13 protein-coding genes, 1 pseudogene and 1 riboswitch are annotated in these 14,551 nt (G+C 71.2%); of the genes and pseudogenes, 5 read left to right on the top strand and 9 right to left on the bottom strand.

Going from position 1 to position 14,551, the window contains the following annotated elements; genetic code table 11:
- Nucleotides 1–21: 21 nt before the first annotated feature.
- From ppk2 to thiO, 4 genes are all read right to left on the bottom strand, one after another.
- Entirely contained in the window at nucleotides 22–1,020 is a 999-nt protein-coding gene (ppk2, locus tag ACFWQG_RS02860; RefSeq protein WP_378506077.1) for a polyphosphate kinase 2, read from the bottom strand.
- A 40-nt stretch (nucleotides 1,021–1,060) separates the two neighbouring features.
- A complete protein-coding gene (locus tag ACFWQG_RS02855) occupies nucleotides 1,061–1,816 on the bottom strand; it encodes a thiazole synthase (RefSeq protein ID WP_378506076.1) in 756 nt (251 codons plus the stop codon).
- On the bottom strand, nucleotides 1,809–2,024 hold the full coding sequence (gene thiS / locus ACFWQG_RS02850; protein ID WP_378506075.1) for a sulfur carrier protein ThiS: 216 nt from the start codon (nucleotides 2,022–2,024) through the stop codon (nucleotides 1,809–1,811). Before thiS ends, ACFWQG_RS02855 begins: the two co-directional genes overlap by 8 nt.
- Before the next feature lie 4 nt (nucleotides 2,025–2,028).
- Nucleotides 2,029–3,114: a glycine oxidase ThiO gene (thiO, locus tag ACFWQG_RS02845; RefSeq protein WP_378506074.1), complete on the bottom strand. Its 1,086-nt coding sequence runs from the start codon at nucleotides 3,112–3,114 to the stop codon at nucleotides 2,029–2,031.
- Nucleotides 3,103–3,214: riboswitch (TPP riboswitch) on the bottom strand. It overlaps the preceding gene by 12 nt.
- Before the next feature lie 26 nt (nucleotides 3,215–3,240).
- Between thiO and thiE the strand changes: the two genes are divergently transcribed.
- The gene (gene thiE / locus ACFWQG_RS02840; RefSeq protein ID WP_378506073.1) at nucleotides 3,241–3,951 is read left to right on the top strand and encodes a thiamine phosphate synthase; all 711 of its coding nucleotides are present in this window, start codon (nucleotides 3,241–3,243) and stop codon (nucleotides 3,949–3,951) included.
- 85 nt (nucleotides 3,952–4,036) lie between these two features.
- Here the strand turns inward: thiE and ACFWQG_RS02835 are convergent, their stop codons facing one another.
- Entirely contained in the window at nucleotides 4,037–4,909 is an 873-nt protein-coding gene (locus ACFWQG_RS02835; protein ID WP_378506072.1) for an NUDIX domain-containing protein, read from the bottom strand.
- Nucleotides 4,910–5,075: 166 nt separating this feature from the next.
- Here ACFWQG_RS02835 and ACFWQG_RS02830 point away from each other — a divergent pair, with 166 nt between their 5' ends.
- The 3 genes from ACFWQG_RS02830 to ACFWQG_RS02820 are packed head-to-tail and all read left to right on the top strand — an operon-like array spanning nucleotide 5,076 to nucleotide 9,669.
- Nucleotides 5,076–6,407 carry a hypothetical protein gene (locus ACFWQG_RS02830; RefSeq protein WP_378506071.1) on the top strand — a complete coding sequence of 444 codons (1,332 nt, stop codon included), beginning with the start codon at nucleotides 5,076–5,078 and terminating at the stop codon, nucleotides 6,405–6,407.
- The gene (locus ACFWQG_RS02825) at nucleotides 6,404–7,384 is read left to right on the top strand and encodes a glutamate ABC transporter substrate-binding protein (protein ID WP_378506070.1); all 981 of its coding nucleotides are present in this window, start codon (nucleotides 6,404–6,406) and stop codon (nucleotides 7,382–7,384) included. Before ACFWQG_RS02830 ends, ACFWQG_RS02825 begins: the two co-directional genes overlap by 4 nt.
- 8 nt (nucleotides 7,385–7,392) lie before the next feature.
- Complete coding sequence (locus tag ACFWQG_RS02820) at nucleotides 7,393–9,669, top strand: tetratricopeptide repeat protein (protein ID WP_378506069.1); 2,277 nt, start codon at nucleotides 7,393–7,395, stop codon at nucleotides 9,667–9,669.
- A 70-nt stretch (nucleotides 9,670–9,739) separates the two neighbouring features.
- Here the strand turns inward: ACFWQG_RS02820 and ACFWQG_RS02815 are convergent, their stop codons facing one another.
- Complete coding sequence (locus tag ACFWQG_RS02815; protein WP_378506068.1) at nucleotides 9,740–10,918, bottom strand: acetate kinase; 1,179 nt, start codon at nucleotides 10,916–10,918, stop codon at nucleotides 9,740–9,742.
- 8 nt (nucleotides 10,919–10,926) lie between these two features.
- Nucleotides 10,927–13,026 carry a phosphate acetyltransferase gene (pta, locus tag ACFWQG_RS02810; RefSeq protein WP_378506067.1) on the bottom strand — a complete coding sequence of 700 codons (2,100 nt, stop codon included), beginning with the start codon at nucleotides 13,024–13,026 and terminating at the stop codon, nucleotides 10,927–10,929.
- A 94-nt stretch (nucleotides 13,027–13,120) separates the two neighbouring features.
- On the opposite strand from pta, the gene ACFWQG_RS02805 reads away from it, so the two are divergent.
- Nucleotides 13,121–13,630, top strand: coding sequence for a nitroreductase/quinone reductase family protein (locus ACFWQG_RS02805; RefSeq protein WP_378506066.1), 510 nt, complete (start codon nucleotides 13,121–13,123; stop codon nucleotides 13,628–13,630).
- 12 nt (nucleotides 13,631–13,642) lie between these two features.
- Here ACFWQG_RS02805 and ACFWQG_RS02800 read toward each other — a convergent pair whose 3' ends face one another.
- Both ACFWQG_RS02800 and ACFWQG_RS02795 read right to left on the bottom strand, forming a co-directional pair.
- Nucleotides 13,643–14,245, bottom strand: a complete 603-nt coding sequence (locus ACFWQG_RS02800) for a suppressor of fused domain protein (RefSeq protein ID WP_378506065.1) — start codon at nucleotides 14,243–14,245, stop codon at nucleotides 13,643–13,645.
- A 39-nt stretch (nucleotides 14,246–14,284) separates the two neighbouring features.
- A pseudogene (locus tag ACFWQG_RS02795) lies at nucleotides 14,285–14,551 on the bottom strand (glucose-6-phosphate dehydrogenase (coenzyme-F420)); the annotation flags it as partial.

Below are 14,551 nucleotides of genomic sequence, written 5' to 3'. Positions count from 1 at the left end.
GTTTTCCCCGAGCCGTCAGGGTCAGTGCGACCCGTTCCCGCCAACGGTATCCGGGGTCGTCGGGAACCGGTCCGCCGGGTTCTCGCCCTCGTCGTACACCGACTGCGGGGGCCCGATCAGCAGCGGATCCGGTGTTCCGACGACGCGCGGGTCCTTGCCTGCGTAGTCGAACCGCGCCAGCACCCACCGCATCGCCTCGAGGCGGGCACGCTTCTTGTCGTTGGACTTGACGATCGTCCACGGCGCGTGCGGGGTGTCGGTGTAGAACAGCATGTTCTCCTTGGCCTCGGTGTAGGCGTCCCACTTATCGAGGCTGGCGAGGTCGGTCGGCGAGAGCTTCCACTGCTTGACCGGGTCGGTGCTGCGCGCCACGAACCGGGCGTGCTGTTCCTCGCGTCCGACGGAGAACCAGAACTTGATCAGGTGAATGCCCGATTGGACCAACATCCGCTCGAATTCCGGTGCTGAGCGGGTGAATTCGAGGTACTCGGTGGGGGTGCAGTAACCCATGACCCGCTCGACACCGGCCCGGTTGTACCAGGACCGGTCCATCAGCACGATCTCCCCGCCCGCCGGCAGGTGCGCGACGTACCGCTGAAAGTACCACTGCGTCCGTTCGCGCTCGGTGGGCTTCTCGAGGGCCATCACCCGCGCGCCGCGGGGGTTGAGGTGCTCGGTGAACCGCTTGATCGCACCGCCCTTCCCCGCCGCGTCCCTGCCCTCGAAGATGATGACGATCTTCTCGTCGTTCTCCTTGACCCAGGCCTGCAGTTTGAGCATCTCGATCTGCAGGGCACGTTTACGGAACTCGTACTGGCGCCGGGTCATCTTCCGGTCGTACGGGTAGCCGTGCCGCCACGGCGCCTCCGGCCCGTCGTCGGGCCGGACCCGCCCCGACTTGCGCAGCAACTCGCCGATCTCGTCGATCTCCGGGGTGACGTCGATCTGCGTCGGTGCGGCCGGCTCGAACACCCCGTCCGGTGCGTGCCCGTCGCGCGACTGCCCGTGCTGCTCGCTCACGCTGTCGAGCCTACCGCCGGACCGACGACCTCGGCGGGATCTACAGGTCGGGGGAGGATGCTTGCGCCCAGAACCGCTTCGGAATCCGCCCCGCCAGCCGTGCGAGGTGCCCGGCGGTGACGGCGGATGCCATCGCGGACGCCATCGACACCGGATCCTTCGCCCGGGTGACGGCGGTCGCGAGCAGCACCGCGTCGCAGCCGAGTTCCATCGCCAGGGCCGCGTCGCTGGCCGTGCCGATGCCCGCGTCCAGGACGACCGGAACCCCGGCCTGCTCGACGATCATCGCGATGTTGTGCGGATTGCAGATGCCTAGTCCGGTGCCGATCGGCGCACCGAGCGGCATCACCGCCGCGCACCCGACGTCCTCCAGCCGCTTCGCGAGTACCGGATCGTCGGTCGTGTACGGCAACACCGTGAAGCCGTCGTCGACGAGTTGTTCTGCGGCGCTGACCAGTTCGATGGCGTCGGGGAGCAGGGTGCGATCGTCGGCGATCACCTCGAGCTTGACCCAGTCGGTCTCGAGAGCCTCCCTGGCCAGTTGCGCGGTGAGCACCGCTTCCGTGGCACCCCGGCAGCCCGCCGTGTTCGGCAACGGCGCGATGTCCAACCGCCGCAACAGGTCCAGCACCCCGGTGCGGCCGACGGCGTCCACCCGGCGCATCGCGACGGTGGTCAGTTCGGTGCCCGACGCGACCAGTGCCTCCTCGAGCACCGTCAGGTTTGCGGCGCCGCCGGTCCCCATGATCAGCCGGGACCCGAACGTGCGGCCGGCGATCGTCAGCTGGTCACCCACCCTGCACCGCCGTCAGGATCTCGATCTCCCAACCCTTTTCGACGTTCCGATCCCACGACGAGCGGGGCACGACGGCGCCGTCCACTGCCACCGCGACCCCTCGGTCGGGCAGGTCGAGGTGGGTGAGAAGCTGTGCCACCGTCATCGGCTCGGACAGTTGATGGTCCTCGCCGTTGACGGTGATGCCGATGTTCACCATGGTCGTCATTTCCTCACTCGTGCGTCGACACCAGTGTGCCGAAACGGTCGGGCAGGCAGGACACCGCCTCCGGCAGCGGTGTCCCGTCCAGTTCGGCAACCACCGCGTCCGCGGACAGCGGCGTCAACAGGATGCCGTTGCGGCCGTGCCCGGCGGCAAGGACAACCCGGTCCGTGACGCGGCCGAGAATCGGCAGGTTGTCGGGGCTCATCGGCCGCAGTCCCGCGGTCGTCTCGTGCAGTTCGTACTCGCCGATGCTCGGCATCAGGGCCTGCGCGTCGGCGATCAGGTCCCGCACCCCGGCAACGGTGACGGCGGTGTCGTCACCAGACTCGTGCTGGGTCGCGCCGAGCACCAGTCCGTCCCCCCGCGGAACGAGGTAGACGGGGCGACCGTGCACGCTGGCCCGGACGGTTCGGCTCGGCGCGGGCGCCACCCCCGGCCGGTGCCGCAGCCGGAGCACCTCCCCCTTCACCGGGCGCACCGGCAGCCCCGGCCACAACCGGGCGGACGCGGTCCCCGCGGCGAGCACCACCTGGTCGTCGGGCAGGGCCTCCAGGTCGGTGACGGTGTCGGCCCGGAACGTCACACCCGCGTCGGTGGCGGCCGCCCGCAGGGCCCGGACCAGCGCACGGTTGTCGACCGCGAGCTCGGTCGGGGCGACCAGCGCCAGCCGGATCGCCGGGGCAAGCGACGGTTCCGCGGCCCGGATCTGCGCCCGGGTGAGCAGGTCGAGGTCGTGGCCGTGCCCGGCGAGCCAGTCGGCGACGGTGCGCAGGTCCGCGGCGTCCGCGGCGTCCAACGCGACCGTCATCGAGCTCTGCGAGGTGAACAGCGTCTCGCCCGTCGACCGTTCCAGTTCCCCGCCGAAGCCGGGCCACCGGTCCAGCGACGCGGATCCGGCGGCGAGCACCGCGTCCTCGCCGGGCCAGCCCTCGGACAGCGGGGCCAGCATCCCGCCCGCCACCCACGACGCCCCCGACCCGACGGCCGGGTCGTAGAGCGTCACGGACCACCCGGACCGGGCTGCGCGCCACGCGATCGACAGGCCGATCACGCCGCCGCCGACCACCGCAACGGTTCCGTTCACCACATCCACCTCACTCCCTGCGCCGGCATGATCCGGGTCAGGTCTGACGGTCGGGGCGCGCACGCCCCCTCTCAGCCCCGCGTCCGCCGGGACTCCCGTGTCTCAATCGTTCCCCCAGAGACTACCGTTGGCCACGTGCCCACCTCGCATGCCGCTCAACGCCCCGCCCCGCGCGAACGTCTCGCGACCGCGCGCCTGTACCTGTGCACCGACGCCCGACGGGAGCGCGGCGACCTGGCGAAGTTCGCCGACGCGGCGCTGTCCGGCGGCGTCGACATCATCCAGCTCCGGGACAAGGGATCGGTCGGGGAACGGGAGTTCGGCCGGATCGAGGCGCGCGAGGAACTGGCCGCGCTCGCCGAACTTGCTGCGGTCTGTCGCAGGCACGGCGCGCTGCTCGCCGTCAACGACCGCGCAGACCTTGCCCTGGCGGCGGGCGCCGACGTTCTGCACCTCGGGCAGGGCGATCTGCCCGTGCACTACGCGCGCCGGATCGTCGGACCCGACGTCGTGATCGGCCGGTCCACCGGCAGCCGCGCGCAGGCGCAGCTCGCCGCGATCGAGGAGGGCGTCGACTACTTCGCGACCGGGCCGGTGTGGGCGACCCCGACCAAGCCGGGCCGGGGCGCCGCGGGCCTCCAGCTGGTCCGGGAGGTCGCGGCCGCGGAGCCGACGCTGCCGTGGTTCGCGATCGGCGGGGTCGACGAGCGGCGGCTGCCGGAGGTTCTCGAGGCGGGCGCCACCCGGATCTGCGTGGTCCGCGCGATCACCGAGGCCCGCGACCCGCAGGCCGCGGCCCGCGCCCTCGGCGACGCCCTCGACCGCAACGCCGCCGCATCCCGCTAACCCGCCTCCTCGGGTTCCCTAATGTCACATTGGCTCACTTAGCGATACTCGATGTGACATTAGGGAACCCGCGGGGCGCGGAACCTTAGTCGAGCCAGGACAGGACAGTGGACGGCGACAGCCGGAGCACGGTGGCGGGCAGCCGGTCGCGGAGCCCGCGGTCGGCGGTGACGACGACGGTCAGTTCGCCGGGCGCCGCGGTGAGCGTGCCCACCGCGGCGGGGCCACCCGCGAGCTCCGCCAGCGTGTCGTCCCCGCTGCCCGACGCGACGTGCACGGGCACCCGGGTGTCGACGGCGGCGACCTGCGCCGCCCGTCCCTCAAGGACCGCCTCGACCCGCGGCAGCCAGCCGAAGCCGCCGTCGGGGAGTTCGATCGTCCTCGGCAGGGTCGCCGCGATGCCCGCGAGCAGCCTGCCGGTGGCGCCCGCGCGGTCCCGCCACCACCCGTCGGGGCGGGAGCCGACGACGTTCGCGGTGTCGAGCAGCAGGCGCACCGGGGCGGCCCGCAGCGCCGCCCAGCTGGCCGCGAACCCGGGATGCAGCGGCAGGTCCGGCACCCGATCCTCGGGCACCCAGCGCAGTTCGGTGCTCTCCCCGTTCGGGACCGTCGCCAGCGGGTGCTCGGCGTCCGCGATCACCGTGGTGTACGTCCAGTCGCCGCCGACGACGCGCGCGGTGACCCGTTCGGCCCGCACCCTCAACTGGGCGGCACCGATCCCGGCCTCCTCCTCCGCTTCCCGGACCGCGGCATGGGTGGTGCTCTCGTGCGAGTCCCTCGCGCCACCGGGCAGCGCCCAGGTCCCACCCTGATGACTCCACGCCGCCCGGTGCTGGAGCAGAACCGCCGATCCACCGTCGGGCAGCGGAGCGCGCAGCAGCAGGCCAGCGGCGCCGAACCGGCCCCAGTACCGGTTGCCGTCGTCGCTCGTCGCCCAGCCGTCGCCGTCACCGCGCATCGACTTCGCCCACCTACTCCGTGTCCTCGGAATTCCCGCGCGAACGCATCGTGCGCCCACCGAACGATCCGTCTCCGAACTTAGCCAGTCACTCGGCCCGAAGCACGGATACTGCTTATATGCTGCCCACTGTCGGGGGATCCAGCCAGGTGCGAAGGGGTGCGGTGTGACAGTTCGGGTGGCCCCCTCGACGCAGCCGCGAGGCGTCGAGGCATCGGGCGCCCCGGTCGGCACGGCTGCGCGACTGCGGACCCTGGCGCGCACCACCCCCGCCAGGATGACGGCGCTCGGGATCGGGTTGGTGCTGCTCGCGATCGTGTCCGGGACGGTCGCCGCGACCCAGGTGATGGACCGGCAACGCACCCTCGACGTGCTGCACACCGAGATCGAGCCGCTCGCCTACGCCGCCCAGGACATCTACAGCTCGCTGTCCATCGCGGACGCCGCCGCGACGACGGCGTTCCTCTCCGGCGGGATCGAACCGGTCGACGTGCGCGACCGCTACACCCGGGCGATCACCGACGCGGGCGTCGACCTCGTCGACGCGGCGGCGGGCACCGACCCGACCGACACAACGGCCCACGACCTGCTGACGAAGCTGTCCGTCGGCGTGCCCGTCTACACCGGCCTGATCGAGACGGCACGCGCCAACCATCGGGACGGCCATCCGGTGGGGTCGGCGTACCTGAGCGAGGCGTCGACGATGCTGCAGACGACGCTGCTGCCGCTGGCCGAACAGTTGCACACCGTGCAGGCCGCGCGCGTGGTGGCGCTGCAGGCGGAGTTCGCGACCCCGCCGTGGCTGGCGATCGCGCTGCTGATGCTGCTGCTTGCCGCGTTGGTGGTGGCGTCGTACCTGCTTGCCCGCTGGACCCGCCGCCGGTTGAACGCCGGCCTGATCCTGGCCTGCCTCGCCGTGACCGTGTCGCTTGGCTGGCTGGTGGTCGCCGGATTCGTCTCGGCCTCGTCCACCGCCCGCGCGCTCGACCTCGGCGCGCGGCCGCTCGCCGAGCTGACGACGGCCCGCATCCTGACGCAGCAGGCCCGCGCCGACGAGACGCTCGGGTTGGTGCGGCGCGACTTCACCGGGCGCTACGACGCCGACTTCCAGCGGCACCTCGATCGGCTCGGGTCGGTCCTCGCCGACATCGAGCGGCGGGACCCGCCGGTGGCTGCACGGATCGGGGCCGCGGACCGCGCCAGGGTGGCCTGGTCGAGCGCGCACGCACAGTTGATGACGCACCTCGCCGAGGGCAACTGGCGCGGCGCCGTCACCATTGCGATCGCGGCGGGCGGGGCCGGATCCACCGCCCACTATGCGGCGGCCGACACCGAACTGACGAGTGCGATCGCGGCGACGCGCGCGGAGCTGAGGGACGGCATCGGCCGCGCACTGACGACGCTGACCGGGTTGGCGCCGGGGACCGCCGGGCTTGGGGTGATCGCGGTGACCGGGGTGGTGATCGGACTGTGGCCACGACTGCGGGAGTACCAGTGACGCGGGGCGCGCGGTGGCGCCGCCGGGTCGCGGTCGGTGCGGTCGCCGCCGCGGTCGCCGGCTGCGCCACCGACACGGTGTTCGACCTGCCGGAGCATCCGACCGCGTACCTGGCGCCACCGATGCCGTCGGGCGTGGCGACCGCACCGCCACCCGCCTCGCCCGAACCCGAGCCGGACTGCGGCGACCCGACCGCGAGCCTGCGCCCCTCGCCGGCGGACGCGACCACGCCGACCCCCGCGGTGGACCGGATCCGGGCGCGCGGACGGTTGGTCGTCGGACTCGACACCAGCAGCAACCTGTTCAGCTTCCGCAATCCCGCGACCGGCACCATCGAGGGTTTCGACGTCGACATCGCCAGGGAGATCGCGCGCGACCTGTTCGGCGATCCCAACCGGATCGAGTTCCGGATCCTGTCCTCGGCGGATCGGATCGCGGCCCTCGACAGCCGGCTGGTGGACGTGGTCGTCAAGACGATGTCGATCACCTGCGAGCGACGGGACCGGGTGGCGTTCTCGACGGTGTACTACCAGGCCGGGCAGCGGGTGCTCGCGATGCGGGGGGCGGGGATCCGGGACGCGTCCGACCTGGCGGGCCGCCGGGTGTGTGCGGCAGCGGGGACGACGAACCTGCACCGCATCCAGCAGATGCAGCCCGACGCCACGGTGCTGACGGTGCCGAACTGGGCGGACTGTCTGGTGCTGCTGCAGCAACGGCAGGTCGACGCGGTGACCTCGGACGACGCGATCCTCGCCGGGCTCGCGTCCCAGGACCCGAACGTCGAATTGGTCGGCCCCGCCTTCAGTTCCGAGCCGTACGGGATCGGCCTCAACAAGGCCGACGCGGACCTGGTCCGCCAGGTGAATCGCACCCTGGAGCGGATCCGCACGGACGGCACGTGGGAACGCATCCACGATCGGTGGCTGTCCGTGATCGGGCCTGCCCCCGCACCACCGACACCGCACTACGAGGACTGACCGCCGCGATGACCGACTCCCCCGACGACGCACCCCCCACCCAGGCCGCGCAGCCGACCCAAGCGGCGGCGGCACCACAGGATGCGAGCACGGGACCGGAGACCGCCCCCGGGGGCACGTCGGCCCGGACCTCCTCGGCGCGAAGCAGCGGACGACGCAGCCGATCGCAGCGTTCCCGCAGCGCCCGTCGCCGCATCGGCGGCGGTCTCGTCGAGGTCCCCGCCGTGACGATGCCCGACCCCGCCACCGTGGTGATGACGAATCCCGTTGTCGCCGAGAACAAGCGGTACTGTTGGAAGTGCGGCAAGCCGGTGGGGCGGGGCGGGCCGGAAGACACCGCGGGGCACTGCCCCTTCTGCACCGCCGGATTCGACTTCGCGCCCCGGTTGGCCGCGGGGGACATGGTTGCCGCCCAGTACGAGGTCCAGGGGTGTCTCGCACACGGCGGGCTCGGCTGGATCTACCTGGCCGTCGACCGCAACGTCAGCGATCGGTGGGTGGTGCTCAAGGGACTGCTGCACGCCGGGGATGCCGAGGCCCAGGCGGTCGCGCTCGCCGAACGCCAGTTCCTCGCCGAGGTCGAATACCCGGGGATCGTCAAGATCTACAACTTCGTCGAACATCCGCAGCCGGACGGCAGCACCATCGGCTTCATCGTGATGGAGTATGTCGGCGGACATTCGCTGCGCGATGCGTTGCGGACCCGGCAGCGCCCCGAACGGCTCCCGGTGGAGCAGGCCATCGCCTACGTCCTTGAGGTGCTGCCCGCCCTGGAGTACCTGCACTCGATCGGACTGGCGTACAACGACCTCAAGCCCGAGAACATCATGATCACCGAGGACCAGGTCAAGCTGATCGATCTGGGGGCGGTGGCCGCGCTGGAGGATTTCGGCTATCTGTACGGCACCCCCGGATACCAGGCACCCGAGATCCTCCGCACCGGACCGACCGTCGCCAGCGACATCTACACGGTCGGCCGGACGCTGGCCGTGCTGTGCCTGAACTTGCCGGCCGAGCACGGGCACTACCGGCCCGGTATCCCCTCCCCGGATGACGCTCCCCTGCTCGCCGAGCACGAGTCGCTGTACCGATTCCTGTTGCGCGCCACCGACACCGACCCCGACCGGCGATTCGGCGACGCCGTGGCGACCGCGGGCCAGCTGACCGGCGTCCTGCGCGAGGTGCTGTCCCGGCAGACCGGCGACGAGCATCCCGGCCTGTCCGAGCGGTTCAGCCCCGGCAGGACGGTCTTCGGAACCGATCTAGCGATCCGCGGAACGGACGTCTACCTCGACGGCGCCCGCCACGGCGTCGCCGTCGATGCGCGGGAGGTCGTTGCCGCACTGGCCGTCCCCCTGATCGATCTGACCGATCCAAGCTCCCCGTTGATCGCGGCGACGGTGCATGCCGAACCCGCTCAGACCCTGGACGCGATCCGACGGGCCCGCGCGAACAGCCTCGACCCCGGTGCCGACGGTGCACCCGGATTCACCGCGGAGATCGCATACGCGGAGGTGAAGGCCCTCCTCGATCTCGGTGACGACGACGCAGCGGCAGCCGTGCTCGACGTGGTCGCCGAGACCGGGGGCGACGACTGGCGGATCGACTGGTATCGCGGCATGGTGGCACTGCTCCGCGGCGAATATGAGGCGGCGATGACGTGTTTCGACGGCACCCTCGCCGCCCTGCCCGGCGAGATCGCCCCGAAGCTGGCGCTGGCCGCGACCGCCGAGCTGATCCTGCAGCACTGGCACACCGACGATCCGCGGCAGTGGCGCAGTTTCGCCGAGAAGTACTACCGCACGGTGTGGCGGAGCGACCGCGGGGTGGTGAGCGCGGCGTTCGGGCTCTCGCGCGAACTCGCCGAGCAGGGCGACATCGCAGGCGCGATCGCCGCCCTCGATCAGATCCCGGCGACCTCACGCCTGTTCACGACCGCCCGCATGACGGCGGCGCTGACCCGACTGTCCGGGGCGCCGATCGCGCGGCTCGACGAGGGGGCACTGCGGGACGCCGCGCGCCGGGTCGAGATGCTGCCCCCCGACGAGGGGCGGGCACCACAGATGCGGGCCGTTGTCCTCGGCACCGCCCTCGACTGGGTGCTGTCCGGGAAGGTCCCCGACCGGGACGGGGGACCGCTGCTCGGCGTCCCGTTCACCGAGGACGGTCTGCGCACCGGCACCGAGACCGCGCTACGGGCGTTGGCGCGCAACACGTCCCGGACCGCGCACCGGCACGCCCTGGTCGACCTCGCGAACCGGGTCCGGCCCCGCACCTGGTGGTAGGCGGCTGCGCCACCCGTGAGTCCTTATGGCCTGCACCGGGGCCAAATCCGCTCACGGGCGCCGGAGGCGCCTATCTCGCGAAGTCGCGGGCGAAGCGGGCTATCGCGAGCTCCTCGTTGGTCGGCACGACGAGCACCGTCACCGCGGACTCGTCGGTGGAGATGATGCGGGGGTCGTGACCGCGGACCGCGTTCCGTCGGGGATCGATCTCGATACCGAGCCGCTGCAGCCCGGCGAGCGCGTCGGCCCGCACCTCCGCCGCGTTCTCCCCGACCCCGGCGGTGAACGTGATCGCATCGGCACCACCGAGCACCGCCAGGTAGCCGCCGACGTACTTACGGAGCCGGTGGATGTAGACGTCGTAGGCGAGGGTCGCGGCCGGGTCACCCGCGTCGATCAGCTGCCGCAGCTCCCGGAAGTCGTTGACCCCGCTGAGTCCCTTGAGTCCCGAACGCCGGTTCAGCAGGTCGTCGATCGCGTCGACCTCCAGCCCGGCGCTGCGGCGCAGGTGCATCAGAATGCCGGGGTCGATGTCGCCGCTGCGGGTTCCCATCACCAGCCCCTCGAGCGGGGTGAGTCCCATCGACGTGTCAATCGCGCGGCCACCCGCGATCGCCGATGCCGACGCCCCGTTGCCCAGGTGCAGCACGATCTGGTTCAGCTCGGCCGGGTCGCGACCGAGCACCTCCGCCACCCGCGCCGACACGTACTCGTGGGAGGTGCCGTGGAACCCGTAGCGGCGGATACCGTGCGCTGCGGCGACCTCGGCGTCGAGGGCGTAGGTGCGGGACCGGGCGGGCAGGGTGTGGAAGAACGCGGTGTCGAAGACCGCGACGTGCGGCACGAACGGCAGCGCCAGCATCGCACCCTCGATGCCGATCACGTTGGCCGGGTTGTGCAGCGGGGCGAGTTCCGACAGTCGGGTGATCTCGTCGATCACGTCGGGCGTGATGAGCGTCGGGCGGTGGAAGACCTCTCCGCCGTGCACCACTCGGTGGCCGACGGCGGCGATGCCCGCGGTCACCAGATCGACGCCCGCCTCGGCGAACATCCCGAACGCCAGCCGCAGTCCGTGCGCGTGGTCGCTGATCGGACCGCGGTGTTCCCGGTCCGTGCCGCGGTGGTGGTGCGTGACCAGCCCGTCGGGCTCCCCGATCCGTTCGACAAGTCCGGCCGCGATCGCCTCCCCGCCGTCCGGGTCGACCAGTTGATACTTGATCGACGACGATCCCGAATTGACTACCAGCACCGATCCTTTCACGACCGTGCCTCCCCCGACTCGATGCCCTGCGCCTGGATCGCGGTGATCGCAACCGTGTTGACGATGTCCTGCACCAGCGCCCCCCGCGACAGGTCGTTGACCGGCTTGTTCAGGCCTTGCAGCACCGGGCCGACCGCGACCGCACCCGCGCTGCGCTGCACCGCCTTGTACGTGTTGTTCCCGGTGTTCAGGTCGGGGAACACAAACACCGTCGCCCGGCCCGCGACCTGCGAGTCGGGGAGCTTCGCCGTCGCCACGGTCGGCTCGACCGCCGCGTCGTACTGGATCGGGCCCTCCACCAACAGATCCGGGCGCCGCTCCCGGACCAGCGCGGTCGCCATCCGCACCTTGTCCACCTCGATCCCGGCGCCGGAATCGCCGGTCGAGTAGGACAGCATCGCAATCCGCGGGTCGATGCCGAAGCGGGCGGCGGTGCGCGCGGAGGAGATCGCGATGTCGGCGAGCTGTTCGGCCGTCGGGTCGGGGACAACGGCGCAGTCGCCGTAGGCAAGCACCCGGTCGGCCAGGCACATCAGGAAGATGCTCGACACCGTCGACACCCCCGGTTCGGTCCGGATGATCTCGAACGAGGGGCGGATGGTGTGCGCGGTGGTGTGCGCGGCGCCGGACACCATGCCATCCGCGATTCCGGTGTGCACCATCATCGTTCCGAAGTACGAGACGTCGGCCATCACCTCCCGCGCCCGGTCGACGGTCATCCCCTTATGCTCCCGCAACCGCGCGTACTCGACCGCGAACCGTTCGGTGTGCTCGCAGTCCGACGGGGTGAGGACCGCGGCGCCGTCGAGGTCGACGCCGAGGTCTGCGGCCCGACGACGGATCGCCGTCTCGTCCCCGAGGATGGTCAGGTCGGCGATGCCGCGTTGCAGCACCCGTCCCGCGGCCCGCAGGATCCGGTCGTCGCTACCCTCCGGGAGCACGATGTGCCGCCGGTCGGCGCGCGCCCGTTCGATCAGCTGGTACTCGAACATCTGCGGTGTGACCACCTCGGGCCGCTCCACCCGCAGCCAGGCCAGCAGGTCCGCGGCATCGACCCGCTGCTCCATCAGGCTCAACGCGGTGTCGACCTTGCGCTGCGATCCGACGGCCACCCGCCCCCGGGTGACCGCCGCCGCGGACGCGGTGTCGAAGGTCCCGAGGTCGGTGGTCAGGATCGGCAGACTCGGCCGCAATCCCGCCATCAGCTTCGCGACGGCCGGGTGCGGCAGCAGGCCCCCGTTCATGATGATCCCGGCGATCGACGGAAAACCCTCCGCCTCATGGGCGTTGACGAGAGCAAGCAGAGCATCGGAGCGGTCGGCCGGGACGATCACGACCATTCCGTCGGTGAGCCGCTCGAGGATGTGCTCGGCAGTCATGCCCCCGACCATCACCCGCAGCGCCTCCCGCTGCAGCAATTCGGTGTCCCCGCTGTAGAGTTCACCGCCGATCGCCCGGCGCAGTTCGGCGACCGTCGGCGCAACCAGCAGCGGGATCTCGGGCAGACTCCACACCGGCACCGCGAGCGGAGCCAGCGCGACCCGCACCGCGTCGAGGTCGTCGGGTGCGCAACGGTTCACCACCACACCCACCAGATGCGCATGGCGGGACCGCAATTCGGCCGCACAGATCTGGCCGAGCTGCAACACCTCGTCGGCGGTGCGACCCGAACCGCGCAGGGCAAGCAGCACCGGCGCATCCAGATTGACGGCGATCCTCGCGTTGAACTCCAGTTCGCTTGGGCTCGCCACATCGGTGTAGTCGCTGCCGACGATGACGACCGCGTCGCACTGCTGCGCCATCTCGTGATACCGGGCGACGATCTCCGCGAGCGCCAGTTCGGGGTCGGCGTGCACCGCCTCGTACGTGACGCCGAGGCTCTGCTCGTAGGTCAGGTCGGCGGTGGTGTGGTCGAGCAGCAATTCGAGGATGTAGTCGGGCTCGTCGGTGGAGCGGGCGATCGGCCGGAACACCCCCACCCGCGCCGTCGACCCGCACAACATCTGCAGCACGCCCAACGCGATCGTCGACTTCCCCGTGTCGCCCTCCGGGGAGGCGATGTAGACACTCGAGACTGCGGACGCTGCGGAGGCCATGGCGTCCACCCTAGCCAGTGCGGTCGGTCCCGTAGGTCCGGCAGGGACGGCGTCGCGGGCCGAGGCGAATGGCGGCGCTGCATAATCGACATCCATGAGCGACTCCTCCTTCCCCGACGTCCGCTGGGGGTCCGAGAGCAGCATCCTGCGCGGTCCGGCCACCGCTTTCGGGTCGACCCGGTTCGGATCGTGGATGATCCGCAGCCTGGCCGGCGTGGATCGGACGCTGCTCGAACGCAGCCGTGGCCGCTTCACGGTGCTTGGGCCGATCGGACTGCCGACGGTGCTGCTCAACTCGACCGGACGCAAGTCGGGTCTGCGGCGCACCAGCCCGCTGCTCTACCTCCGGGACGGCGATCGGCTCGTGGTGGTGGGCAGCAACTTCGGGCAGGCACATCATCCGGCGTGGACGGGCAATCTGCTGGCCGATCCGCAGGCCAGCGTGACGATGGCGGGCCGCGAGATCGAGGTGCTGGCGACCCCGGTCACCGGCGCCGAGAAGGACCGGCTGTACACCGCGTTCGTCGAGTTGGCCGGGGCGTACGAGGTGTACCGGGGCCGCACCGACCGGGATCTGCGGATGTTCGCGCTGTCCGTGCGGTAGACCGGGTCGTCGTTAGACGACGGAGGGGCGGTCGATGTCGGACACGTCGGCGCCCGCGGACTCGAGGCGGGCGAACAGGCCGTCCGTCCCGTTGCGGGACGCGAACTCGAGTTCGGCGTCGGTGATCGGCACCGCCTGCAGCCAGGTGGTGACGTCCTCCTCGCGGTCGACGAGGATCTCGAGGTCGGGCCAGATGAACGGGACGACGAGCAGGACGTGCTTGGTGCCGCGGCCCGGGTCGGCCTCGTGGACCGCGTTGGGCACGATCGTGTTCGGGGTGACGTGGAACGACCCGGACGCGACCGCGAAGGCGCACTGCGCCAGCACGTCGGCGAGGGCGCGGTGGTCGGCGCGGCCGACGGTGATCAGTTCGGTGCGGATCGGCCGCCCGTCGTCGGTGGTGACATTGGTGGGATATCGGACCATGTCCAGCGTGGCGTACGAGGCGTACCCGGGGCCCGGGCAGCCGTCACCGATCGCGATCGACACCTCGTCCGGCTTCTCGCCGTCGGCCTCCGGGTCGACGCCCGCGCGGAACCGCAGCACCTGCGGCAACGCTCCGAACACCTCGCCGAGTCGGCGGGCGGCTTCCATGACGTCGTCGCTGGCATCCATGACACGTCAGCCTAGTGAGCCGCCCGCCCGATACCGGCGTCAGCCCAGGGCGCGCAGCCGCGGCGCCAGATCCCGCTCAAACAACTCCAAGAACCGCCGCTGATCATGCCCGGGCGCATGAAACACCAGATGGTTCAGCCCGGCATCGACATAATCCCGCACCCTCGCGACCGCCTCATCCGGATCCGACGCCACGATCCACCGCTTCGCGACCTGCTCAATCGGCAACGCATCCGCCGCCGCCTCCATCTCGATCGGATCCTCAATCGAATGCTTCTGCTCCGGAGTCAACGACAACGGCGCCCA

Origin of the sequence: Rhodococcus sp. NPDC058532 (assembly GCF_042719255.1) — a bacterium.
Taxonomy (GTDB): domain Bacteria; phylum Actinomycetota; class Actinomycetes; order Mycobacteriales; family Mycobacteriaceae; genus Rhodococcus_G.
This window is presented reverse-complemented; position numbering and strand designations above follow the sequence as displayed.